Source organism: Paenibacillus sp. JNUCC-31, assembly GCF_014844075.1.
In the GTDB taxonomy this organism is placed as follows: domain Bacteria; phylum Bacillota; class Bacilli; order Paenibacillales; family Paenibacillaceae; genus Paenibacillus.
This window is the reverse complement of the sequence record NZ_CP062165.1, coordinates 1,441,285-1,465,510: the sequence shown is the minus strand read 5'-3', so window position 1 is coordinate 1,465,510 and position 24,226 is coordinate 1,441,285. Positions and strand designations below refer to the sequence as shown.

Below are 24,226 nucleotides of genomic sequence, written 5' to 3'. Positions count from 1 at the left end.
AAGATTCATTTGCGAATTATGAAATAGAGACAGGTCACCGAGGGCGGGACATGGTCCCTTTTAGGAGCAGATTGAAGGAGGCATGCGGATATGTATAAATCCCAACTGGAACGCATACGGCAAAAATTGGAGAAAATCAAAATTATGGACCCGGAGCGGAATCTGTTTGGGGCGGAAAATCATCAATATGAAATGGCCCCGGTATGGACACTGGACAAAATTAAGGCATTTGAACGGGAATGGAAGATAGAACTGCCTGAAGCGTATCAAGCTTTTTTGCTTGTAATTGGAAGTGGCGGAACAGGTCCTTATTATGGGTTGGAAAAACCTGAGAACGGCGTGTATCTGGTGATGGATTATGAGGATGAGTTGAATGCCATTTCCGAGCCGTTCCCACATGTGGAATCCTGGAATTGGGATGTGGACTGGTACGATGACAGTAAGGAAGAGGACGAGTGGGCAGCGCTTGAACATGACTATTATGATCCGAAATGGTCGGCAGGGATGCTGCGAATCAGTGATTTTGGCTGTGGTGTGTCACTCAATCTGATCGTGAAGGGATCTTCCTATGGAGAGATTTGGACCGATGATCGGGCGAACAGTAATGGAATTTATCCCGATCATTATATGGGCAACCCGGAGCGGCTGGGTTTTCTGGATTGGTATGAATTATGGCTGGACCGCTCGATCAATGAGTTGATTGAGCAAGAGCAGTAATTCTTCGCTAACCTTTAGGATGAAGGAGGTACCATGTGGGCTGGGAATATGGCATCAGAACAACAAATCCTGTCATTTTACCAGGGGTTATGAAGCGACTGGCGGACTCCTTAACCTTCTCCGACTTGTATAAACTGGAGCATTATGAAGACGGGTTTGCGTTGCTTCAGGAGGGTTCGTCCTGGCCTGAAGTTCTACAAGTCTCGATTGAAGTGGCAGCGGGAATGGATGAGATTGTGGAGGGAGAGTTATACATCTATTGTCTGTTTCATGCAGGAGGTGAATTCGCGGCAATCTGGCTGAGACAGATGGGAGCAGCGACGAATCAGGATGACACTGAGCTGGAATGGTTTGAACTTTAAATAATGATGTGAAAATCAATACAAGAGCTTCCTCCTCAGGATTAGGCGGGGCTTTTTTTGTGATGGAAAATAAATAAAAAACGGTTTGGCTTGTTCATCCGTCTTAAACCACAGAAAGAGAGAGAAGGAGGGGATTGCGGGGTGGAAACCAAAGCCGAGATGAAAAAGATGATGTTTGTACAGAGCGAAGACGAGACGGCATTTGTCCAATCCATCATGGAGCATCAGGACACGCTGATCTCCATTGCCTACAGTTACCTGCGTAATCGTCACGATGCGCTCGAAGCCGTGCAGGAGATGACATGCCGGGCCTGGATCAAGCGTCGCTCTCTGAAAAATGAGAAGGCGTTCAAATCGTGGATTATTCGTATTCTGATCTACGTGTGCATTGATGAACAAAGACGTCGCAAACGGTCCACGCTACTGCCCAATGAAGGGTTGGAGGAGGAGATAGCCGAGTCTGCAATTGTCAGATTTAACGACAACAGACTTGCGATGTGGTCCATGCTTGAGAAAATCAAACCGAAATACCGCCATGTATTACTGCTGAAATACTATAATGACATGACGTCGATTGAGATTGCCTCCATTCTCGGCAAACCGGAGGGCACCATCAAGACCTGGCAGCATAAAGGGTTGGAACTGTTACGGAAACAGATGAAGAACAGGGGGGATTGGCATGACAACTAGTCCGGAGGAACAGGCACTTTTCGCAGATGCTTCCCAGGCTAAGCTGGAGAGACAGCAATTGAATCCGGCAGACACGGCGTTTGCCATTCAGCGAGGTCTGGCAAAGGCAAGAACTCGGCGAATGACAGGTCATGTGCAATTAAAGTGGATTACTGCAGTGCTCGTAACAGCTCTGGCAGCCGGTTGGCTGCTAATGGGTCCACTTGGTTCTACACTACAACAGGCAATGTACAGCCCGCCTGTACAGAATTGGGGAGATCTTGAACCTTTTCGGGAGTTGGCTGGAAAAGATGTAGACGGCAACACGATTGCATCCGCAATTAACAATGGTTATGTGCAGCTCGTGAATCGTTCTGTGAAGTCAGGAATATATCAGTTAACCGTCAATGCAGTGATGGCGGATGAAAACAAGATGATCGTATTGTACACAGCCCAGACGGATGCTTCCCAGGAAATATATTCAGTTCCCAAAACGAGTATGGTCAATGGCATGACGAACCAATCGCTTGGCTATAGCGGTATAAGCAGCCTGTACACCCCAAATGGAAAGTATACACTTTACGGACGCAGCACCGTTGAAATGGATGGTGATACACCACTTCCTGAACAAGTGAGGTTCGATTTTCGCATTTCATCTGTAGTCCCTGATCTGTTGGCTGACACGAATAAGGTTAAAAAAGATACCAAATACCAATTTTCGAAACCGATGGAAGTGAGCTTCGATCTGGATCCTAAATTTTCGGTATCCAAGACAGAGAAGATCAAACTTAATCAGTTATTTACGATTGGGGGTCATAAGGTGATGTTATCTGAAGCAGAGGTGTCGCCGCTTGTGACAAGGGTAAGGTTTATCTATGAACCTGGTCAAAAAATGGATTATAAAACCAAAATATCGATCAGTGATATGGTGAGCCCCACCGAGATTATATCCACCACCAAGGATGGGCAGAAGACCAAGTTGTCCAGAGTGTCAGGTAATGGGACGGAAGATGGGATGACCTATTCCTTCAGTAGTAATCTGCTGGATGACCCACAATCCCTCGTATTAAAACTTCACGGTGAACCGGGCAAAGTTTACGATGATTTGCAGGAAGCCGAGAAACATATGCTGGAACTGAAAATCAAATAGGTTTCAGAGGAAGGGCGATACAAAGTCATGGTTTTAGCGGATGACTTTGGGTCGTCTTTTCATTTTTCTTTTACGGGGACTGCTGTTGCAAAAAAATAAGAATAACAGTTAAATTGCAATTTTTGTATTGTCACATCCGATGTTACACGATATAATCTACTTGTATTTCAGGAAAAAATTATAAAGGATGGTGAAAATTTGAAGAAATTTTCGATTCTTCTACTCGCTGTAACCCTGTTATTGTTGACAGTCTCTACGGTCTCTACTGCGCCAGCTACATATGGTGCGGCCAGTTATCCCAATACAGGCACGAATGGTTTAACGGGGTTTGCCGGTAACGCCAAAAATGAGAGTGGTGCTTCCAAATCAGCCACGACAGGTGGGAAGAACGGTCAGGTCATCTACATCAGCAATCTGAATGATCTGAGAACACATATGGCAGGCACTACGGCTAAAATACTGGTCATTGAACAAAATATTTCTTCCTCTACGCTGCAAAAGGTCGAATTCGGATCGAACAAAACGCTCGTAGGTTCCTTTGGTAAACATACACTGACGAACATTCATTTCAGATCCACATCCAGCTCAAGCAATGTTATTTTTCAGAATCTAACTTTTGAACACGCTTCCAATATTAACGCCAACGACGATATTCAAATGTATATTACTTCAGGTACCAACTACTGGATCGATCACGTGACGTTCTCCGGCCACAGCTATAGCTCCAGCGGCAGTGATCTGGACAAGCTCCTGTACATCGGGGATCGGGCAGATTATATTACAATCAGCAATTCCAAATTTGCAAATCACAAATACGGAATTATTCTCGGATATCCGAATGATGGCAACAGCAGCTATAATGGTGTACCTCATGTAACCATGGCGAATAACTACTTTGAAAATCTGTATGTACGTGGTCCTGGTCTTATGAGATACGGTTATTTCCATATTAAAAACAATTACGCCAACAATTTTAACCAGGCCATTACGATTGGTGAAAAGGCACGCATTTATTCTGAAAATAACTATTTCGGTGCTGGCGCTGAAAAAGGCGGAATTCTGGACGATAAAGGTAAAGGGGAATTTACGGATACAGGCAGTACGCCTGCGCTGAGCAGCCCGTCTTCTCCGAAAACGAACTGGAGGCCAAGCTCCAACTACAGCTATGAAGTTCAAACAGCCAGTTACGCACGCGAATTTGTCACCAAGTATGCAGGTTCGTCTAACACCACACTTGTGTTCGGGAAATAAAAGGTAGCTGATCTCCTTCTGGAATAACAGATTAGAACCCATGGTCCCCAATGATCATGTGGATTGAATAGATTAGCATGTGAAAGCCCGTATCCCTGATGCGGGTTTTTACTATGGTGAAGACTGAATAAAATATCTGAAATATTAGTACATATTATATTCCTGCATATATTAAAAATTTATAATAAAAATCCGATATACATTAAGTGTGTTTTCATGTTTATGAAGACCTAATGTACTATAACAAAGCCCTAGGATTTTGCGATTTAAGTATAAGCAAGGACCATAGACTGATAAAAGATAGTACATGAAATGTTTCACCATGGTATTTAATTGATAAAAAGGACGGGAAATTCATGAATCGTTATGATGAAATCATCTGGAAAAGGAACAAGCTGATCTGTATCATCCTGTGGGTTATTGTTGCCATCGGTTTTGGTATGGCCTTTCTGGAACCCAAGCTGCTCGTTTCGAATGGGGTAGCTATTTTATTCACTGGTTGGGTAACCTACGCCAACGTCAAAAAGAAATATATCCATGTGATCCCCTGGCTGTGTACACTCCTGATTACGGTTTGTGGAGTTTATGCAGGCTGGGGAAGTGTTAACATCACTTTAAGTCTGGTCATCACCTCAGTGTTATTGCTCTATCCTGACAAGAAACTGTTCACAACCGGATTTCTCGTGCTGCTTGCCATTAGTATTCTTCAGGTTGTTCTGGTGGAGACGAAGAGCTCCGAGGAGTTTATTGGCCATATTGTTGATGTAGGATTGTTTGCACTTACAGGAGCCATTCTGATGATGGTTTCTCAGTTGAATCAAAGACTCTTTTGGGATAGCGAAGCACGTTGGCAAGAGGTGGAGCATTCCAAAATGCGAGTGGAAACAATGCTTGTACGGGTCAAAGAATCCGTAGAGGGCCTGTCTCGTTATACGGATCAATTGAAGCAAAAAGTAACTGACACCGGTTCCATTACCCATGAAGTAACGCTTGGATTCAGCGAGGTGGCCAAAGGGGTTGAATTCCAGGCCACCAGTGTGGCTGAAATTTCAGAGTCCTTGTCCTTGTCGGATCAGCATATCCGCGATGTAGCTTCATACTCGCATCAGATGAAAGAACTGTCTGCGAGCATGGCAACAAGCACAGAAAAAGGCAGCGAACAGATGGATCAACTGAATGTTCAGATGCAGGAGCTGTATGAAACGATTGATACCACAGCCAGCGATATGAGCAAGTTTAACGAGGAAAGTGAGTCCATGTCTCTAATGCTGAACAGCATCTCGGATATTGCAAATCAGACGAATCTGCTTGCGCTTAATGCAGCGATTGAAGCAGCGCGTGCAGGAGAGCACGGACGCGGGTTTGCAGTCGTGTCGGAGGAAGTTCGCAAGCTGGCGGAACACTCGGGTCAATCTGCCAATGATATTGCAGCCATTTTGTTCCGTTTGAAAGGACAGACTCAGGCGTTGACGGATCGATTCGAACGCATTCGCCTCGCTTTGCAAGCAGGGAAAGACAGTGTTGAAACGGCAGAAGAGGTTTTCCGTACGATCAACAGCAATTCGCAGCAAGTATTGAATCAGGCCGCAGATATCGAGAGCAGTTCAGTTACTATGAGAGAATCTTCTACAAAAGTGGTTAATGAGGTTTCGGAAATTTCAAGTGTGACCCAGCAATCAAGTGCTGCAACGGAAGAAATTCTTGCCAGTATGGAAGAACAGCGCAATCTGACCCAGAAGATGGTGGACAGCTTCGGAGAACTGGAGCAGCTGATTGTGAACCTGAACGAGTTGGTATCGGACAAGAACGAGGTACGTTCTACTACTGTTACGCTGTAAAATAAAGCAAGGCTGAAGCTGGCCAACTGCATCGGAGTCATCTGATTACACCAATTTATATTCGAAGTTCAGTTACTGAGCCTGTCTCCAACCATGATGTGGGGGCAGGCTTGGTTGTTTTTTGGATGGGATCTCTCTCTGGCTGTTGACAACGAAACCATTGTGGATGTTCATCCAGGCCCACTATAATGGGAGGAAGAAGAATTTGTAAAATGATCGATGGCAGGAAGTTTGGGTAATTGGGGGAGCAGAACGTGAAGAATGCAGTAATGGAAAAAAGGACGGATAGCCGTGATCGTACAGATCCAGCGAAGGATAAAAATCGCGATAGACGCGTTCGTTTCTATGATCGGAATTCGCTCGAAGATATGGACTGGCCTAACACGGAGGACGGCAGATATGCAAGAGCATATTTGGAGCCCATGGTGATGCAAGGGACGCGGGACTTCATGATAAACGTAAGCACAACCCTGCTCATCGCCCGGATCGACGATCTCATTTTTCCGTTGACGGTAAATGAGGCGGAATATGACAATTCTTACGTTTGTTCTCCTTATACGCATTATGTACGGTATGCCAAGCAGGAGTTAATGCTGCTTCGGAAGCCGTTGCTGGAAAAAGGGCTTTCCGCGCTGCTCAGTGTGGTGGGGTGGGGAATGCAGCAATCACAAATAAACAAGGTTGTACATATCAACAACTGGCTGTTATCAACAAACCTGTATCCAGCCATGTCCGGTGAGCAGGCGGTTTGTCTGCTTGCAGCAGTAAGGGAACGTTATCCTGAGCATGCCGTCGTATTTCGCTCCTTGTGCCCAGGGCTTCACTCTGATCTGACGGAAGAACTGAAGCAAGCAGGCTGTCAACTGATTCCGAGCCGGCAAATCTATCTGTACCGGGCGAATGATCCGAATTTTGGCAATGCGAAGTCACGCTGGCTGCTGAAGCGGGATCACGAATTGTTGACCAAGCACGGATATGAATTCGTTTCTGAAGCGAATCTGACGGAGGAAGATATTCCACGAATCGCGGAACTGTATAAGCTGCTATACCTTGAAAAATACTCTTATGATAATCCGCAATTCAGTGAACAGTTCATTGCTACAGCAAAAGCTTCTGGAGCACTGACCTTGTATGGTCTGCGGAAGGAAGGGCGTATAGATGCGGTTATGGGATACTTCTGTCGAAATGGGGTGATGACAACGCCGTTGTTTGGTTACGATACGGCGATACCCCAATCCATCGGGCTGTACCGCATGCTGTCAGCTTGCCTGATTGGCCAGGCCCGTGAGAACGGACTTCTGCTGCATGAGAGTGCAGGTGCTGCTCAGTTCAAGCGCAACCGTGGTGCTGTGTCGGAATTCGAGTATTCGGCCGTATATGAGCGCCATCTGCCCTGGGGCAGACACTGGTGCTGGCTGCTGCTTGAACGGCTTTTGAACCGCGTGGGTGTGCCGCTGATGCGTCGGATGAAGCTGTAAACATGCGTAATCAGCAGGCTGACACACCAGCTCCCCATCATGCTCGCGCTTTAATCATGCATGTTCTGCCAATTGCACATCGAAGCCATCTGGGTCGGCAATGTAAATAAACCGCAGATGCGGATTGGGCTGAACGGGGCCTCGTGCAATCGGGATGCCTAATGTAGCGAGCTGCTCCATGGCTTCGTCCAATGACCTTACCTCATAGCCAATTGAAACACCGGCCTCTGGCTTGAGAGTGGTCTCGCTGCTCTCAATCAGTTCCAGCTTTGTTTCATTTTCCGGGCCCAGCATGGCAATCTGCCGTCCACGGCTTTCGAATCTGCGCTGAATCGGCAGCCCCAGCATACCGTGGTAGAACTGGAGCGAAGCTTCCAGATCGCGTACCCGTAGTGTGATCCAGTTTAGTCTGATCAACATAGGTGAATCTCTCCTTTATGGCGTCAATATTCATAAACGTTATACTTATTATACGATAAGCCTGTGCATGGGCCTACCAAGACAACGAAAGGTTTGAGCAGTGACAAGAGCAGCTTGCGAAAGTGGTGACGTGTTGTTGAGGTGTTTATTGGAATTCAGGCTCTTGCCCAGCAGTTTAAAATTGAATTCAAAAAAGCTGCCCGAGAATATTCTCGGGCAGCTTGGCTAAGAGTGCCGTTCACAGTGAACGGGCACTTTTCTTTTTTTATTGAATCAGATCAATTGCATCCTGTGGCACAAAGGCTTCTACGCCATTGTAGACAATCACGCCATCCAGGGTTGTCTTTTTGCCGTTCACGAGTGCTACGTTTTTGTAGATTTGCAGCTCCAGCTTGGTGTTGCCCTTGGTTACGAGGATCTTCGGATTTTTGGCATCCGTCAGATCGAGCTTGTACGTTGCTCCTTTGGCAGTAAAAGCCTGTTTGGCGGGCACAAACAATTGTTTGCTTACGCTGTCGAGGTCAAGGTCCAGCACGCGTGCCATGTATTTGGCCACATCTGTGTTGTCGATGACACCAAAAGGTCGATCATTGTTCGGAGCATACGTATACAGTACAACGTCTCCGCCCGTATGACCGCCAGTGGTCCAGCCGATGCCCGAACGTTTGCTGATCATCGGTCCAACCGTATAATTGAGGCTTCCTGGGCTGGCCGCTTTGATGGCCGCAATTTCCTCGGAAGTCAGGTCGGTAATGCCATAGTATTGCTTCATCACAGCTTTGATATTGGTACGTTTGGCATTGAGCTTGGACTCCACGCCTTCGCCTGTCAGCTTGGCCTTTTTCAAAGGTCCGATAAATGTGGACAACGGCTCTTTATCGTAAGTGCCTGTAGTGGAGGCGTTACCGATAGTCAATCCACCGTTCTGGTGATCCGTGACAGCAACAACGACCGTTTCTTGATCTTTTTTGGCAAAATCCATGGCTACTTTCACAGCATCGTCAAATGCCAGCACATCACTGATAATGCCGATTGGATCGTTGGCATGGGCTGCCCAGTCCACTTTGCTGCCTTCGACCATCAGGAAGAAGCCGTCGTCGTCTTTGGAGAGAACTTCAATGGCTTTTGCCGTCATCTCGGCGAGGCTTGGCTGTTTTGCTGGATCACGATCCATGTTATAGGCCATGCCTGCCGGGGCAAACATGCCCCACAGCTTGCCTGAAGTGGAAGCTTTCATAGCTGACGGAGTAGTCACATAGTCATAGCCCAGTGCTTTGATGGAAGTGACGAGATTTTCACCATCTTTACGTCCCGCAGGCTCCAGATAACTGCTTCCTCCGCCAAGAGCAACGTCCATACCGTTATAGACCTGCTGTTTGCTCAGCGCATCATAGTTTTTACGATCCGGATAATGGGCCGAGAAGTCAGCCGGTGTAGCGTGCATAATTTCGGATGTCGCAATAATGCCAGTTGCTTTGCCTGCCAGTCTGGATGCTTCGAGGATAGAAGCGACCGGTTTCTTGGCATCTCCCGGGGCGATGGCCTTTTGTCCAGGCATTGTCGCTTTATCCGGCAGCACTCCGACATATCCTGTATGTGATTTGTGACCTGTGGCAAAGGCTGTACCCGCAGGGGCTGAGTCCGCAATCGCCGCATCCGCAGAGTGAGTACGAACCATGCCGCTAGCCATGGAGTCCAATGTAAGAGAGGAACCCTTGTACCAACGGGCCAGAGCGGTGGCATCGTTAGCCATACCGTCAGGAATGAGTATGATGACATTTTTGATTGGTGAACTAGAAGGTGTTGAGATGGTGTCTTCCACAGCCCAAGCTGCACTACTGCCTCCCAGCGTAGCCGTAACAATCGTCGTTACCGCGAGCATCATTTTGGCCGCACGGGTATTGAATCGGTTTAACATGAACACATCCTCCTAATAATATGTATAGTTTGGTATCCAAAACCCAGTGTATACAATGAATGATAAGTGAGCGTATGCACTGGATTAACTAAATGTAAAGTTTACGATTAGAGAGAAGAAATCGAATCAAAAAAATGAATAGTAAGGTTGGAACCGTTCTCTCGGGCAATACCTGTACCGGCTTTGTTCCATCGATTGACGATGGAACAAAGTTTACCGATAAGAACAAGGCGGAGCAGTAGCTGCAGCCCTGAAATACGGCAGCGAGGCTTATGCAGGTTTTAATGCAGAGCGTGTAGCTGAACGTTTGACCAGTGAGGAGGGACAACCTCCGGTATATGCATACCGTTTTGCATGGGGCACACAGCCTGGTGTCATCTCCGAACGGTTGCAAACGTTGCTTGGCGCACCACATGGAGCGGATATGGACTTTTATACAGGACATGCGGACGGTATAGCAGCGGAATAAGTCCGGCATATAGGAGTCAGTAAAATAAAAAGGACAAGAAAGCATGTAATGCTCTCTTGTCCTTTTTATTTATGGTTGCGAAGCTAATTCTTTCTACCTAAAGATTGCTTGACCTATTTTTTTGCGAAAAAACTAAGTGTCCCTGTGCTCTCGTCCGCGCTTACAAACAGGCTGCGCCCATTAACCCGATGGATACCTTCCGGCGATTCACCAGCAGTGGGGATAAGCCCGAGGTAAGCCGGATTTACCGGATCAGCAAGATCGAAGAACAAAATGGCATCTGCCCGTTCGGAGGCCACAGCGGCGTAAGTCTTGCCTTCGATCGTTGCTACTGTCAAATTCTCAACTTCACTGCCTTTATTGGGACTGCGGTCATCCGGGTACAAGCCAACCTTGGCCGTTGCTTCGTCAATGAGGTTCTGGCTGTCGTACATCCGCTTGCCCTGCAGATCCCAGACCGCAATATTGCGTCCGCCTGCTTTTACACCATCGTCAAATTCATCTTTGCCCAAATCACCTTCATTGGCGGTCAGCAGGTATTTGCCATCAGCAGAGAAAGCAATACCATCCGGTTCATAACGAGCGGTTAAACTCTCCGTAAATTTAACAATGCCGTCATCTTTCAGATCGGCTTGATGTGAAGTGGTGCCTAACGAAAAGATCGAGCTGATTTTCTTTGTCTGCAGATCAACAACGGCAATGACATTGTTCTCCTGCAACGTTACGGCTGCTGTCTTGCTGTCCGGACTAATGGCAACATACTCTGGTTGTGGATCATGCGGATAGCTTGCTCCAGCTACATTTTCCAGGGATACCGGCAAGCTGGTGATCTCACCTTCAAGTACGTTTCCGCCAGCAAAAGATACAATCATGATGCTGCCTGGACGCTTCGCATTGGCATAATCAATCTCATCGGCGGCTTTGTTAAGTTCTTCATCCTCAATGGCAATAACTGCATGCAGGCCGTCAGGTGACAACGCGATGGAGTCTGGCCCGATGCCAAGTTCATACGTCTTCACGGTTTTGTAGGTTGTGAGGTCAACAATCGCCAGCAATCCCTTATTGGCTTCAGTGTCCGTATCGCCTGTACGAATCACGGCAAGCCCATATTTGCCATCCTTGGATACCGTTACGCTCGTTACTTCCGCTTTGGCGGAGAGGTCATGGAAGCTGACGGTCTTCAAAACGTTGATGTTATTCAGGTCTGCAATATCCAGCACGGAAATGCTGCCATTGTCCGCTTCGGTTACCAACAGACGTTGACCATCAGGAGTAGAGGCTGATATTTCAGCTTTGCCTCCGGGCATCTGAAAGGCCGCAGTCTGTTCAAATCCGGTTTTATTTTGCTTCAGGATCAATTGATTCGTGATTAGATTTAGCGTTTTGGGAGATACATACGTTGTTCCATTGGCGATATAGCTTTTGCTGTCCAGTGGAGTTTTTACACCGTTAATAGTGGCTGTGGCTGTTCCGACAGGGAGGTGTGCCTGTATGCCTCCTAGCTGAATATCGACCCTTTGCTTGCTTCCGTCCCAAGTGACTTTTCCCTGCATATTTTGTATCGCTGTTCGCAGTACGACATGATCGTTAGCAGGTTCAAGTGTGTTAGCCGCATTGGCCATGGGCGTGTAGCTTGTTGCTCCTATAGTGAGTATGGTTGTCATGGACATAACGGCGAGCCATTGATTTCTCTTTTTCAATGTTCTAGATCCCCTTTACCGTTTCGTGTGTGATGGTATGTACAATTGTTTTAGTATAGGGATGAAATGTTACGGAAGAGTAAAAACACAAAGTGAGTTGTGTAAAATCGTAAACAGGAACGATTTTCAACTGAATAACAGCTGAGATAGCGGGAAATCAACAAATCCCTGAAATGGAAAGCTGGCTTTACATCTTGAATGAATCTTGATATATTTACGGAAAGTTAACTTTCCATTTTTGAAGGAGCTATTATATTGAAAAACAGACTGGAAGAAATTCGAAAGAAAAATGGAATCAAGCAGGAGGAACTTGCCGACAGATTGGAGGTGTCCAGACAGACGATCGGATCATTGGAGAACGGTCGTTACAATCCTTCCATTATTCTTGCATTCAAAATTGCCCGTTATTTTGACATGAGCATCGAAGAAATTTTCATTTACGAGGAGGAGCAGGATGATGAAAGCAACCAATAAGTGGGTGCACGTACTACTGACATTGGCAGGTCTGGTTATGACATGTATTGGTGGATTTGCTCTGAGAGGTGAAGCATTAAGCGGAGTCTCGGGTTTGTTGATCGGTTCAGGTTCGGTGCTTCTGGTTCTGGGGCTTGGCAATACGGTGCATTCCATATGGATGAACAAGTCTACTAATCAGGCAATGTATGCTGAGCGATTGAGACAGAAGGAGATCGATGTTCAAGATGAACGCACCATTCGGTTGAAGGAAAAAGCAGGCTGGAAAACAAACATTACTATTTTTTATATTCTGATGGCCGTAACCGTGCTATTTAGTCTGTTCGGTGTAGAACCGATTGTCGTGACTGTACTGGCGAGTGTTTTCATTTTTCAAATTGGGCTGGGCATCTTCCTGTTCAATTATTACGCGAAAAAAATGTAAAAATGCCCCCTTGGTGGTTGTCATGGGTGTCATCATCATGCTGGGTAAGAGAAACAATCAAACCAGTTCCTTAGCAGGTTGGTTCGGTAAATATGGTCAAATAAAGTCACAAGGTCAAAAAAGGTCAAAATAAAAGCAAAAAGAATCTATTTTTGAATGATAAACAATCATGCGAAAAAATCGTTTTTTTTCGCCTTTTACGGACTTTGAGCCTTCTTAATACCGGTATTATAATAATCAATGTAAGCAACAACAATAAACCAACCACACATAAGGAGCTGATTTTCATGTTTGATCTGATTCCGTTTCGTAAACGAAATGAAGACCTGTTCGGACACATGTTGAAATCCTTCAATGACATGGTTGAATCCCCATTCCTCTCACCTTTCGGAACTGGCTCCCAGCCATTTCGGACCGACATTCGTGAGGAAAAAGACAAATATTCGGTAGAAGCCGAACTTCCGGGCATCGCCAAAGAGGATATAGACATTCAGGTCGAAGGTAATGAATTGATCATTCGTGCCAAACGTAATGAAATGGTTGAGCAGAAGGATGATTCCAATCGAATCATTCGGCAGGAACGCCGTTCAGGCGAATTTATCCGGCGTTTCTATGTGGATCATATTGATGAGGAGCACATTAAGGCCAGATTGGAAGATGGTGTGCTGAAGCTCGAAATTCCGAAACGTCCTGGAGATAATCAACCTCGCAGACGCATTCTGATTGACTAATAAATGACTAATATGCGTAGAAAAGAAAATAGCTTCTCTACATGGCAAAAGCATGCAGGAGACATCGTTTAAGATGCTTTCTGCATGCTTTTTAGTGAGGGATGTTCACTTTAAATTGATATCTGTCTGATTGCACAAGCTACACGGTATAATTCATCTTGGTCCGATTTATTTCTCCGCTGCTGCCTGCATTAGTGTATAGATCTTACGTGTGGTATTCACGTTTCTAACCGTCATATAGGCATAGACCTTGGATCCTACGAGCTTGTTCATGCCACTTTTACTCGCATCTTCTTTGCTGACCGAATACAAAATGGCTCCGGGAACATACAGCAGTGTGCCGATCTCTGGTTTGATCGGCAGTTTGTCCAGAACGGAAATGTCATTCACCTCATCCCAAAGAAACATGACATCACTTTTGGCGGTCGCATCGTTGGTCCACTCGTCCGGCAACGCTTGAATAACAGTACGGATTTCATCCAGATTACGCACCATCACCTTGATCTGTAAGCTAAAATCAACAGCTATGGCTTGTTCAAGAATTTGGGATAATTCCGTATTCGCATTCATGCGTTCCTGATGATCGGCAAAGATAATATTGCCCGAGTTGATATATGTGACGACATCCAGCATGCCCGCTTGTTCGAATGTTTCTTTCAATTGTTTCATGTTGATTTTGTTATTCCCGCCCACATTAATACCACGAAGCAAAGCAACGTAGATCATGATTCAACCCTCCGTATCTGTGTTATCCTTCAGTTTAACGAAATGACAAATACTCAAATAAATGTGCAGTATGCTCTTCTCCCAGCAAATCATTTAATACAGGTTCCACACGTTCTAGATATTCGGACTTCGTCTCATAAGTTTCTTCGTCCTTCACTTCCCCAGCATAGTTCCGTGCAGTTTCTATTAGAATAGAAAGCGCAGTGAAAAAGTCAGACAATGAATCAGCGATACGGTTCGGTTCTCCACCCGAAAAGGCTGCATATACCGGCGAGTTCGGCGTTGCTGTATCCACGATTAATGGATCATCGTTATAATTCGCGATCACGACATGATTTTTATGCCAAGAGGCAGACTCCTCATAAGGTTCGTTCATGCCAATCCAGCGGTAACCTAGTTGCTGACGATGGAGATGTTCAGGTGCGACAAATGAGATTAGAGCTGCATCACCAATTTCAACGGCTGCATTTTTCATTTTGAGTGTGCCTTGGGCCTGTTCATCCATCATCTCGTAGTGACTGTACAGATATTGTAGCTCGGGAGAGAGCGGGATTCGTTCGTCCACGTCCGGCTGGCGATGTTGTTCGCGAGGACGCAGATCATGGTTTTTGAAAAGCCCATAAGCTTCATTATATAAGTCTTGCTGTTCCACAAACCGGGTTAAGGCGGCTTTCAGTTGGTGCATGGTGTCTATCTCCTCCTGTTGCTTCATATCATGCGGTTAGATGTGATTACCGATCACAAGCATTATCATATATCAAAATGGGAAAAGCTTACACCCTGGAGTTGGGTTGAGTTGATATTAATATTGATAAGTTTAAATTACCGTCTGAACTGGAAAAATTAATATTTTTTATCCATCTCTCAACAATTTCCGATATAATAACCAGATAGAATCAAACAAAAGGATATAACCTCAGAGAGGTGATTGGTATGACGGTTGATGTACTTGTACGCAATAACGTGAAGGTACTCGGTTCAGGCAGTCAAACGATTATTTTTGCCCATGGTTTTGGATGTGACCAGGATATGTGGCGTTATATCGTTCCGAGTTTCATGGATAACTATCGTGTCGTTTTATTTGATTATGTAGGCTCTGGCCAATCTCAAATTGATTATTATGATGCTGTTAAATACAGCAGTCTCCAAGGATATGCACAGGACGTGCTGGAGATTATGGAAGCGCTCAACCTGAGAGACGCCATATTTGTCGGGCATTCTGTCAGCAGTATGATTGGCATGCTCGCATCTATCCAGGCATCGAATTATTTTAGACATATTGTCATGTTGGGTCCTTCTCCGCGTTATGTTAATGATCCTCCAAACTATTATGGCGGTTTCGACCGGCGCGACATCGATGAACTGCTGGAAATGATGCAGATGAACTTTATTGGGTGGGCCAGTTATCTTGCTCCGATCGTGATGCAGAATCCGGAACGGAAAGAGCTGACGGACGAGTTGGAGAAGAGTTTCTGCTCAAGAGATCCGCATATTGCCAGACAATTTGCAGAGGTGACGTTTTTCTCGGATTGTCGGGATGAATTGGAGCGGGCTTCAGTGCCTACGCTGATACTTCAATGCTCGGATGACAGCATTGCTCCCGTTGAAGTCGGGGATTACTTGCATGCACACTTGAAGAACAGCAGGCTTCAGCAGATGACCGCGAAGGGGCATTATCCACATCTGAGTCAGCCTGGAGAGACAAGCCGTTTCATTAAAGACTATTTGCAGAGCGTGTAAAGTATAGTGAGAGGAAAGGCAACTATTTCATGGATAATCAATTAGATGTGGCTCCCTGTGGCTACTTCTCGATCGCTGATTCGGGAATCATTCAATCCATTAACCAAACCATGCTGACCATGCTGGGATATGAACGCAATGAGCTGCTGGGACGGCATATCGAGTCCACCATGTCGGTGACCAACAAGCTTTTCTTCCTTACGTATTTCTACCCCTATATTCAGTTATATGGGCATGTGGATGAGATGTACTTCTCGTTTCGCACCAGCGATCAGCAGGATGTTCCGGTTCTTCTGAACGGGGTTCGTCAGAGCCGCAACGGAGAAAGCGTAATCGATTGTGTTGTGGTTATCATGCGCAAGCGAATTGAGCATGAGAAGGATATTTTGAATACCAAAACGAAGCTGCAGGAGTTGTATCAAGCCACCCACGAAGCGAACAAGGAGCTTGAGCGGCTGCATGAAGAATACAAAGTGAAGCAGCAGGCGCTTATGAAAGTGAATGATCAATTGGAGACGATGGCCTCGACGGATTTGCTTACCGGTCTCAAGAACCGCAGGTTTTTTCAGGATAAAATGCTGGAAAACCTGGCACTGTTCCGGGAAACGCAGCGTCCTTTCTCCCTTCTGGTCATTGATATTGATCATTTCAAAAGGATCAATGATACGTACGGACACCCGATTGGAGATCTGGTGCTGGGCAATCTAGCCGGTTTGCTGCAATCGGTGTCAAGGATCACGGATGTGGTGGCGCGATATGGCGGAGAGGAATTTGTCATTATTCTTGCGGATTGTGCCGGAGAGCAGGCCGTGGCTACTGCGGAGAGATACCGTTCACAGGTGGCCTCTGCCGATTGGGGAGAGTATAACATTACAGTGAGTATTGGAGTGGCTACGGTTACGCAGGAAGATACCGATCAGTCTTTGTTTCAAAAAGCGGACCAGGCGCTATATGCCTCCAAAACGGGTGGGAGAAATCGAGTGACACTTGCGGCTGAAGCAGCGAGTAGTGATATTAATCCTTCATAATTGAATGATAGTTGTCGATATAATACTCAGAACTATTATCTTTATTAGAGGAAGTGAGTATATCATTATGAATCAAATTGAGGCTGTTTTGGCTGCAATGCCATTTATCCGCGAAGCTACACGTCAGGATGTTTCCATCTCGGTCATGGACCGGGAAAAGTTCCTGTTTTTCGAATCGGGCAAAGCCTTGAAGTATGATTACAAGGCAGGAGACCCAATTGCAGATATACACAGAGACTTTAAAATGTTAAAAAATGAATCCAAGACAAGGGAACATTATCCAGCTGAGCTTTTTGGTATCGCTTCGGATTCCTATTTCCATCCGATTAAGAATGAACAGAATGAGATAGAAGCAGTTCTATGCATTACATACAGTATGGATACCCAGGATCAATTGAAAAAGCTGATGAATCAGGCAGGTGAAGTTACAGGCAGACTGATTGAGGGAATCCAGCATGTAGCTGCTCATTCGGAAGAATTGAGTGCAACTTCGGAAGAAATTTTGAGCAATACGAAACGTGCGGTCGAAGATTCCAGTAATGTGAATGAAGTGGTAAGCTACATAAAAGAAATCTCAGAGCAGACCAATCTGCTTGGCTTGAATGCCGCAATTGAGGCAGCACGAGTCGGTGAGGCGGGGGCAGGGTTTGGGGTTGTTGCCACGGAGATCCGTAAAATGTCCACAGGGACCAAGGAAGCTACGGGACGAATTGAGCAATCTCTTGACGCTGTCAAAAAATCCGTGTTGAACATGGAGCAGGAGATTGCCCAGATTTCAGTTTCTTCACAAGAGCAGGCCAAATTGGTCACAGAATTTATGAATGTGATTGATCAATTGAACGAAACCAATCATGGCTTGCGGCAACTGGTCGAAAAAATAACCGACGACGCCGAATATTAAAATGCATCGTTAAGCCTTCAGACCAAGCCTGAAGCCAAAAAAACGCTCAACCACAATTGTGGCTGAGCGTTATTTTTTGCTTGCTTAGAGTTTTACCAAAATGAAGCATATCCATTTTAAATCTTTGTTAGGAATACTGTTTATTTAGCAAAGCGGTATCATAGTATTCTTCAAACGATTTGATCTTGTTATGTTCGAATTTGAAGATTTGCACGTAAATGCCGTTATACCTGATTTTTTTATCCTTACCCCATGGGCCGTTGGCAGTAATATCAATGTTGCTCCGGGTTTTGGTAATGATCGTATTCGGATTTTCACCGACCATGAACTCATCAATAGTCCAGTCAAACGTACCTTTCATGTCATGGAAAATCGGGTTAAAGAAGCTTTTTACTGCATCCCAGCCTTCCTGCACAGAATTGTGCAGAACAGCCACATCCTCTGTGGTGAATGGCGTGATAACTGCCGGATTGTCCTCAACCCACAGGGAGTAAAATTGGTCTGTATCTCCCAGATATAGCGAGAAAAACTCTATAATGACATCCATATTTTTGCGGGCATCTTCGTTTGCGGTGTCCATTGAAGCATTAACGATTACATTTTTGATTGTTTTGGAATCCATATATTCCACTCCCCTTTCACATCAAAGTATAAATTAAAGAGTCTTAAATAATAATAGACTGTTTCGATAGAGTGTAAAAAAACTGGACAAATACGTCGATATGTAAAGAATACAGCCAAGCTCTTCATGGCAGCGTTAGAATCTCGGGAGGAAGATACATATGCTTAGAAGAATCACGCCCAAAGAACTTCTGGCTGAATCCTTGATTAATTTGGCCAAACGGAATCCGATTCAATCCATCACCGTTACGAACATCACGGATCATTGTCAAGTAAGCAGACAGATGTTCTATTATCATTTTTCCAGTAAGTACGACCTGATCGCCTGGATCTATAGTGACAAAGCGGATAAAATCATCAATCAATATATGGAGAAGGAGCCTTGGGGACGAGTAGCCGGAAGGATTGTAGCGTTTATCAAGGAGGATTATCTCTATTTCAAAAAAGTGTTTGACGATGATACACAATTATCATTTTATAATATTATTTTTCAATATACGGTCGAGTGTCACACCAAGCATATTCAGAAGAAAATGGGTCTTGCCTCATTACCACAGGATATTGCTTTTGCGATCCAGTTCAATGCCTACGGAGGAGTCAATGTTACCAAGGATTGGCTTGAAAACGGCATGAAGGAATCTCCCACCGAATTGGGAGAATTAATTTTTTCCGCCATGCCTCAGCCTATTAGAACCTATTTTGACAACGAATCGTAGAATCACTTCACTGAACTATTCGGTTACTCAGGACTCATATACCCATTTCCCTTTGCAGGTGAATTGGGCTGGAGAGTGAAGTCTTCGTTGGCCTCATCCATAAATTTCGGGTTCACATATAATGAATGAGCATCATTTCCTGATCCCTCGATGTAGGAGGTGAAGCCAGCATACTCCCTGTTTTTCCAGACCCATAACGCTTCATCTTGCGGTTCAGGGGAGTAGTATACATTTTCATCAAACACATTCCCTGTATTGCTGGTGTATTCATTATAGATCAGCACGTCGGATTCGCCGGATACGACAATGTTCCGCTTGAACGAATTGTTTTTCGTCCGGGCTTGTATGAATAACTGCCCATTGCCCGCACCCAGAGTGTCGTTCTGGACTAACGTATTGTACATGATCGTACTGTCCTCAGTGGAGCCGCGTTCCTCATCATAGCCTCCTACAGCGATGCCAGTCAGTCTGTTCTGAAAAATCAGATTATCCTGCAACGTAATGTGGCTCGTAGAACGTCCGGCATGCTCTGAAGCGATCTCGATTCCGATATCGTTGCGATATACCCGATTGTGATCAATGATATGATCTTTGCCACCGTCAACGTAGATGCCTCCAGCCGAGTTGCTGTCATTGGGAAGCTCGGTGCCATAGGAGGGATTGTGATTGGAAGAAATATCGTATACTTCGTTTCCTCGGATGACCCCATTTCTAGCCTGATCATATGTATCATCCTCGGAAGTCCCTTCATAACCAATTAGATCAATGCCGATGTTGTCGGTATCATGGATTGTATTGTCCAGTATGGAAAACGTATCCACATTCCCGTTGACTGCGAGTGACTCACTTGAACCGAGCACGAGATCATACAGTTCATTATCCTTGATAATGATGTCTTGCAATGATTGGGGATGCTCCGTACCATAAATCGCAATTCCGTGGGCATCTCTACCCTGTAAATCCGGTCCTGAAGGCTTGGCATCATTTGCAATGGAATGGACGATGTTACCGAGTATTTGAATGTGCTCTCCTGCCCCGTGAACATAAATGCCAGTAGGCACTTGTCCTCGATGTGTGGTTTTAAAGTTGCGAATTTCCAGATTTTGAATCGTGATATAGCTGGCATGTTCGACTTCAATCAAACCCTCTATGCCGTTTGCAGACAGACCTTCGCCATCAATGATGACCTTCTCCTGTGGATAACTGGAGAACAGGGTGGGATTGCCGGAGGCATTGCCGCTTCGGGTTATTTTCACCTTTTGATGATATACCCCTTCCCGTAAATAAACGGTACTGCCCGGATTGGCATGGTCGGCAGCATGCTGCAACGTTTTCCAGGGTTCTTGAATGGTTCCTGTATTCTGGTCGTTTCCATCGGGTGCTATGTAATAAATTTCTTTGGTGGCGGGTGTATGAACGGATTCTGGTGAAGGCATGGAAGAGCCCTCATCCTGACAACCTGTTGCGAGAAGCATTAGAATCAGGGCCAGAACGTATTGTGTGACTGTACGAAGCAAAGTGTTTCCTCCCCTTATAAGTAGCGTTGAATTTCGATTATAGCAGATTTGAATGGGAGAATAGGGCATGATATGCTCTTGGAAAATCAGGGATGAGCGCTTGAGTGGACTATCCTAAATAGGCAAAACACAGCAAAACAGGTGGTGAGTTCGATACGCATCACCTGTTTGTTTATTGTACATATTTCCTTGGGGTGTATCATTTATTTTCGATCCCAGAGTGCACTGTAACGGCAACATATAAAAATAATGACATTACATAAAGCCGCAATCCCGAAGACTGCCGCAGGATTGGACAGCTCGGAAATCCAGCCGCTGCCCCAAATAGCCAAGGGCATGCCGAGCTTGAAAAGAGAACCGGTAATCCCACTGATCCGGCCAATCATGTGATGTGGTGTGGACTCCTGACGGAATGTCCAGATGCAGATTGTGCTCACCGTTTGGAACATGCCAGACAGAAAGAGACCCACTGCGAGACCGTAAGAAGAGTGAAACCAAAAGAGTAAGAGGAAGGCGAAGCCTTCTAGCAGTGTGGTCACAACGATAAGCACTCCGGCAGAATATTTGCGGCGAAGTGAGTTTACTACCAAACTTCCAATCAGACCGCCAACGCCAGCAGCGGATAATACAAGTCCGAGTTCCAGATTGTGCAGCTGCAGTGTGTCTTTGGCATAAAAGATGACCGTGGCATCAACCATTCCGGCCGTTGCATTGATGAAGATAACGGTGATGCTAATGAGCAGCAGCATATGGTTGCGACGCAACTCTACCCAGCCTTCCATGAAGTCGAGCCAGAAGCTCTGAGCAGATGTTTGCCTCGGAACAGGTGTGGAGCGCAGAGGTAGCAAAATGATACACGATACCGCAAGTAAAATAGCCGTAATCAGTAGACCTGTATACAGATTGGATAACATCAACAATAACCCGGACAGTGTTGCACCCATAATTGAAATTAACGTTGTGGTGAATCCAAGAGCCGCGTTGGCGGACGTTAACATTGGGGTGGGTACAGATTGTTTGATCATGCCTGCTGACGCATTGCGAAAAGCATAACTCAGTGTCATTAGCATAAAGCCACATCCATAGAGCAGATGAACGGAGGGTAGACCATATTGGAAAAATAGAAACACCGTTAACAGTAAGATAACCTGTAATACAATGGAGCCAATAGACCACCATTTCTTATGAACCCTGTCCATCAGTACACCGATGAACATGGCGAGAAACAGGTTGGGCAGAAATTCAATGCCACGCATGGTGGACATCGTTACAGGAGACTTTGTGAGTTCATATAAGATCAGAGGTAGGGCCAATTCATAGATTTGGTTGCCCAGAGCGATGATGCCGCTGGCAGCAAACAGAATGATGAAGCTTGGGTTTCTCCATACCGATGGGACGGACGTGGTGACAGGTGTGGCGTGTACGTTGATTTCTGACATAAATAGCGATCTCCTCTTTACTCGTGGTAATGGTGTAAATTATACTTTTGCAAAAGAGGAAGAAAAAGCGAAGCATTAACGAATTTGACTTCGCCTTTTAGGAGGGTGAGATGGACGCAGAAGAGCATTATCTGATCTTGCGCACTCATTTTGAGGCCGTGCCTGAGCAGGAAATGATTGAAGTCACGATGGAGCAGGTCACTGAACTGCTGGATTGTTCGCGGCGCAATGCACAGCTTGTACTGAACAAATTGATGGAATCCGGTTGTTTGAAATGGATACCCGGCCGTGGACGGGGGAATGTATCCCGGATGTCTTTTCAGATATCGATATCGGATCTGCTTGCTGCCAAAGCGAGGCAGCTTGTGGAGAAGGAACATTTGAATGAAGCATGGCGTTTAATTGAATCTTCCGGTACGCAGCGAATGAAAAATGACTTTGCCGATTGGCTGGAGCTACAGCTGGGCATCTTGCGCACCGATGGGGAGGAACGGGAGGTGCTGCGTTTCCCCTTTTACCGGCCAGTTCCTCAGCTGGACCCGGCGTGGGTTCAGCGGCGGACGGAATCTCATTGGGTTAGGCAGATCTTTGATACGCTTCTCATCTTCGACCCGGAGGAAAAACGTATTCTTCCTGGACTAGCCCATCATTGGGAATGGGACGAATCCTCATCCCGCTGGCGATTTTATTTACGTAAGGGGGTGCGGTTCCACCACGGTCAGGAAATGACTGCACGGGATGTGAGATTTACATTTGCGCGTATGGCAGGAAGCACATCCTCGGAGTGGATGTTATCTTTAATCACAGATGTACAGATGCAGGGGAGATATTGTATTGATTTTTATTTTGCCCAGCCCAATGCGGTATTCCCTGCTTTTCTCTGTACAGATCGCTGTTCGATCGTGCCTGAAGATTTGGGAGGTCCCGACAGAGCCAAATGTTTCTCAGCACTTCCGATTGGCACAGGCCCTTTCCGCATGATCAAAAATAATGAATCCCTGCTTGTTCTGGAAGCGAATGATCATTATTTTGAAGGTCGTCCTCATCTGGATCGGATTGAGATGTGGGTGTGGCCGGACTATGAAGGACAGCCTGGCGCAAATAGGACAGGCAGGGATATGCAGTTGTTGTATTCGAATGCGAGCCAAGAGTCAGCGAAAGAACCTTCTCTCAGCCAGTTGGAGAATGGCAGCACATATCTGACGTTTAATCTGAACAAAGCAGGGATTCAGCAGGATATCCAATTTCGTCGGGCGATTCATCTGGGATTGGACCGGGAACGAATGATCAAGGAACTGGGTGGTCTCAGGCAGTGTGCATCGGAGGGGTTTGTGCTCAGTGCAGCGCAGAAGGATTACGCAGCTAGTTCTGATCTGGATGAACCAAAAAGACTGATTCAGGCATCCGATTATGGCGGGGAGCCTTTAAACCTGTACACGTATGAATGGTTGGAGAATGAAAAAACAGCCGCATGGATTAGTCGGCGATGCAAGGAAATAGGGGTTCAACTTAATGTGGTGAAGCTCCCGATTGAGCACCTGGCTGACCCCAAAGTATTGGCACAAGCCGATCTGGTCATGGCTGGTGAAGTGCTTGGAGAGCAGGCAGACCTGACCCTGCTCGAGCTGTATCAATCCCCTTTTAGTTTCCTGCGCAATCACTTCAGTTCGGAAATGACCGCATATGTGGATGGCAAGTTAAAGGTATGCATGGGAGAACCAAGCTCAAGTGAGCGAATGAAGCTGCTTTTGGGTATTCAGGAAAAGCTTAAAAGTTCATCGAATGTCATGTTTCTCTATCACAGCCTTCAGCGAGCCCAGCATCATCCGATGTTTGAAGGCATTGCCTTGAATGCATGGGGGAAAATTGATTACAAACATATCTGGTTGAAGCTTGAAACATAAAAGGAAAGGGCATGAACTTTTGGGTCAACTACG

Annotated in this window: 24 protein-coding genes; 16 read left to right on the top strand and 8 right to left on the bottom strand. The window is 45.8% G+C overall.

Going from position 1 to position 24,226, the window contains the following annotated elements:
• The first annotated feature begins 90 nt into the window (after positions 1-90).
• The 7 genes from JNUCC31_RS06185 to JNUCC31_RS06155 all read left to right on the top strand — a co-directional run bounded on the left by JNUCC31_RS06185 (position 91) and on the right by JNUCC31_RS06155 (position 7,465).
• Complete coding sequence (locus JNUCC31_RS06185; RefSeq protein WP_192269577.1) at positions 91-717, top strand: SMI1/KNR4 family protein; 627 nt, start codon at positions 91-93, stop codon at positions 715-717.
• Between the two features lie 35 nt (positions 718-752).
• A complete protein-coding gene (locus JNUCC31_RS06180) occupies positions 753-1,079 on the top strand; it encodes a hypothetical protein (RefSeq protein ID WP_192269574.1) in 327 nt (108 codons plus the stop codon).
• 141 nt (positions 1,080-1,220) lie between these two features.
• The gene (locus JNUCC31_RS06175) at positions 1,221-1,769 is read left to right on the top strand and encodes an RNA polymerase sigma factor (protein ID WP_228469542.1); all 549 of its coding nucleotides are present in this window, start codon (positions 1,221-1,223) and stop codon (positions 1,767-1,769) included.
• Positions 1,759-2,898 (top strand): DUF4179 domain-containing protein, encoded by a 1,140-nt coding sequence (locus JNUCC31_RS06170; protein WP_192269571.1) that lies wholly within the window; start codon positions 1,759-1,761, stop codon positions 2,896-2,898. Before JNUCC31_RS06175 ends, JNUCC31_RS06170 begins: the two co-directional genes overlap by 11 nt.
• Positions 2,899-3,096: 198 nt before the next feature.
• The gene (locus tag JNUCC31_RS06165; protein WP_192269568.1) at positions 3,097-4,149 is read left to right on the top strand and encodes a pectate lyase family protein; all 1,053 of its coding nucleotides are present in this window, start codon (positions 3,097-3,099) and stop codon (positions 4,147-4,149) included.
• A 356-nt stretch (positions 4,150-4,505) separates the two neighbouring features.
• Positions 4,506-5,987 carry a methyl-accepting chemotaxis protein gene (locus tag JNUCC31_RS06160; protein WP_192269565.1) on the top strand — a complete coding sequence of 494 codons (1,482 nt, stop codon included), beginning with the start codon at positions 4,506-4,508 and terminating at the stop codon, positions 5,985-5,987.
• A 269-nt stretch (positions 5,988-6,256) separates the two neighbouring features.
• Positions 6,257-7,465: a GNAT family N-acetyltransferase gene (locus JNUCC31_RS06155; protein WP_192272807.1), complete on the top strand. Its 1,209-nt coding sequence runs from the start codon at positions 6,257-6,259 to the stop codon at positions 7,463-7,465.
• A gap of 54 nt (positions 7,466-7,519) precedes the next feature.
• Here the strand turns inward: JNUCC31_RS06155 and JNUCC31_RS06150 are convergent, their stop codons facing one another.
• Positions 7,520-7,885 carry a VOC family protein gene (locus JNUCC31_RS06150; protein WP_192269562.1) on the bottom strand — a complete coding sequence of 122 codons (366 nt, stop codon included), beginning with the start codon at positions 7,883-7,885 and terminating at the stop codon, positions 7,520-7,522.
• A 265-nt stretch (positions 7,886-8,150) separates the two neighbouring features.
• Positions 8,151-9,803, bottom strand: a complete 1,653-nt coding sequence (locus tag JNUCC31_RS06145) for an alkaline phosphatase (protein ID WP_228469541.1) — start codon at positions 9,801-9,803, stop codon at positions 8,151-8,153.
• 307 nt (positions 9,804-10,110) lie between these two features.
• Between JNUCC31_RS06145 and JNUCC31_RS33155 the strand changes: the two genes are divergently transcribed.
• Positions 10,111-10,272 carry a hypothetical protein gene (locus JNUCC31_RS33155; RefSeq protein ID WP_228469540.1) on the top strand — a complete coding sequence of 54 codons (162 nt, stop codon included), beginning with the start codon at positions 10,111-10,113 and terminating at the stop codon, positions 10,270-10,272.
• Positions 10,273-10,385: 113 nt separating this feature from the next.
• Here the strand turns inward: JNUCC31_RS33155 and JNUCC31_RS06135 are convergent, their stop codons facing one another.
• Complete coding sequence (locus JNUCC31_RS06135) at positions 10,386-11,972, bottom strand: choice-of-anchor I domain-containing protein (protein ID WP_228469539.1); 1,587 nt, start codon at positions 11,970-11,972, stop codon at positions 10,386-10,388.
• Between the two features lie 255 nt (positions 11,973-12,227).
• Here JNUCC31_RS06135 and JNUCC31_RS06130 point away from each other — a divergent pair, with 255 nt between their 5' ends.
• From JNUCC31_RS06130 to JNUCC31_RS06120, 3 genes are all read left to right on the top strand, one after another.
• Complete coding sequence (locus JNUCC31_RS06130) at positions 12,228-12,446, top strand: helix-turn-helix transcriptional regulator (protein ID WP_062325685.1); 219 nt, start codon at positions 12,228-12,230, stop codon at positions 12,444-12,446.
• On the top strand, positions 12,427-12,870 hold the full coding sequence (locus tag JNUCC31_RS06125) for a hypothetical protein (RefSeq protein WP_192269559.1): 444 nt from the start codon (positions 12,427-12,429) through the stop codon (positions 12,868-12,870). The genes JNUCC31_RS06130 and JNUCC31_RS06125 overlap by 20 nt, the downstream gene beginning before the upstream one ends.
• Before the next feature lie 287 nt (positions 12,871-13,157).
• Complete coding sequence (locus JNUCC31_RS06120) at positions 13,158-13,601, top strand: Hsp20/alpha crystallin family protein (protein WP_192269556.1); 444 nt, start codon at positions 13,158-13,160, stop codon at positions 13,599-13,601.
• A gap of 168 nt (positions 13,602-13,769) precedes the next feature.
• On the opposite strand, the gene JNUCC31_RS06115 is transcribed toward JNUCC31_RS06120, so the two are convergent.
• Both JNUCC31_RS06115 and JNUCC31_RS06110 read right to left on the bottom strand, forming a co-directional pair.
• Positions 13,770-14,327 carry a DUF1697 domain-containing protein gene (locus tag JNUCC31_RS06115; protein ID WP_192269553.1) on the bottom strand — a complete coding sequence of 186 codons (558 nt, stop codon included), beginning with the start codon at positions 14,325-14,327 and terminating at the stop codon, positions 13,770-13,772.
• Between the two features lie 34 nt (positions 14,328-14,361).
• Complete coding sequence (locus tag JNUCC31_RS06110) at positions 14,362-15,012, bottom strand: hypothetical protein (RefSeq protein WP_192269550.1); 651 nt, start codon at positions 15,010-15,012, stop codon at positions 14,362-14,364.
• A gap of 248 nt (positions 15,013-15,260) precedes the next feature.
• Between JNUCC31_RS06110 and JNUCC31_RS06105 the strand changes: the two genes are divergently transcribed.
• From JNUCC31_RS06105 to JNUCC31_RS06095, 3 genes are all read left to right on the top strand, one after another.
• Entirely contained in the window at positions 15,261-16,067 is an 807-nt protein-coding gene (locus tag JNUCC31_RS06105) for an alpha/beta fold hydrolase (RefSeq protein ID WP_192269547.1), read from the top strand.
• Positions 16,068-16,096: 29 nt separating this feature from the next.
• Positions 16,097-17,095, top strand: a complete 999-nt coding sequence (locus JNUCC31_RS06100; RefSeq protein ID WP_192269544.1) for a sensor domain-containing diguanylate cyclase — start codon at positions 16,097-16,099, stop codon at positions 17,093-17,095.
• A gap of 67 nt (positions 17,096-17,162) precedes the next feature.
• Complete coding sequence (locus JNUCC31_RS06095) at positions 17,163-17,996, top strand: methyl-accepting chemotaxis protein (RefSeq protein ID WP_192269541.1); 834 nt, start codon at positions 17,163-17,165, stop codon at positions 17,994-17,996.
• Between the two features lie 127 nt (positions 17,997-18,123).
• Here JNUCC31_RS06095 and JNUCC31_RS06090 read toward each other — a convergent pair whose 3' ends face one another.
• Complete coding sequence (locus tag JNUCC31_RS06090) at positions 18,124-18,618, bottom strand: nuclear transport factor 2 family protein (RefSeq protein WP_192269538.1); 495 nt, start codon at positions 18,616-18,618, stop codon at positions 18,124-18,126.
• A 160-nt stretch (positions 18,619-18,778) separates the two neighbouring features.
• On the opposite strand from JNUCC31_RS06090, the gene JNUCC31_RS06085 reads away from it, so the two are divergent.
• Complete coding sequence (locus JNUCC31_RS06085; protein ID WP_192269535.1) at positions 18,779-19,333, top strand: TetR/AcrR family transcriptional regulator C-terminal domain-containing protein; 555 nt, start codon at positions 18,779-18,781, stop codon at positions 19,331-19,333.
• 23 nt (positions 19,334-19,356) lie between these two features.
• Here JNUCC31_RS06085 and JNUCC31_RS06080 read toward each other — a convergent pair whose 3' ends face one another.
• Positions 19,357-20,850 (bottom strand): right-handed parallel beta-helix repeat-containing protein, encoded by a 1,494-nt coding sequence (locus JNUCC31_RS06080; protein ID WP_192269532.1) that lies wholly within the window; start codon positions 20,848-20,850, stop codon positions 19,357-19,359.
• Positions 20,851-21,053: 203 nt separating this feature from the next.
• The gene (locus tag JNUCC31_RS06075; RefSeq protein WP_192269529.1) at positions 21,054-22,289 is read right to left on the bottom strand and encodes an MFS transporter; all 1,236 of its coding nucleotides are present in this window, start codon (positions 22,287-22,289) and stop codon (positions 21,054-21,056) included.
• Between the two features lie 110 nt (positions 22,290-22,399).
• Between JNUCC31_RS06075 and JNUCC31_RS06070 the strand changes: the two genes are divergently transcribed.
• Complete coding sequence (locus JNUCC31_RS06070; RefSeq protein ID WP_192269526.1) at positions 22,400-24,193, top strand: SgrR family transcriptional regulator; 1,794 nt, start codon at positions 22,400-22,402, stop codon at positions 24,191-24,193.
• The last annotated feature ends 33 nt before the right edge of the window (positions 24,194-24,226 follow it).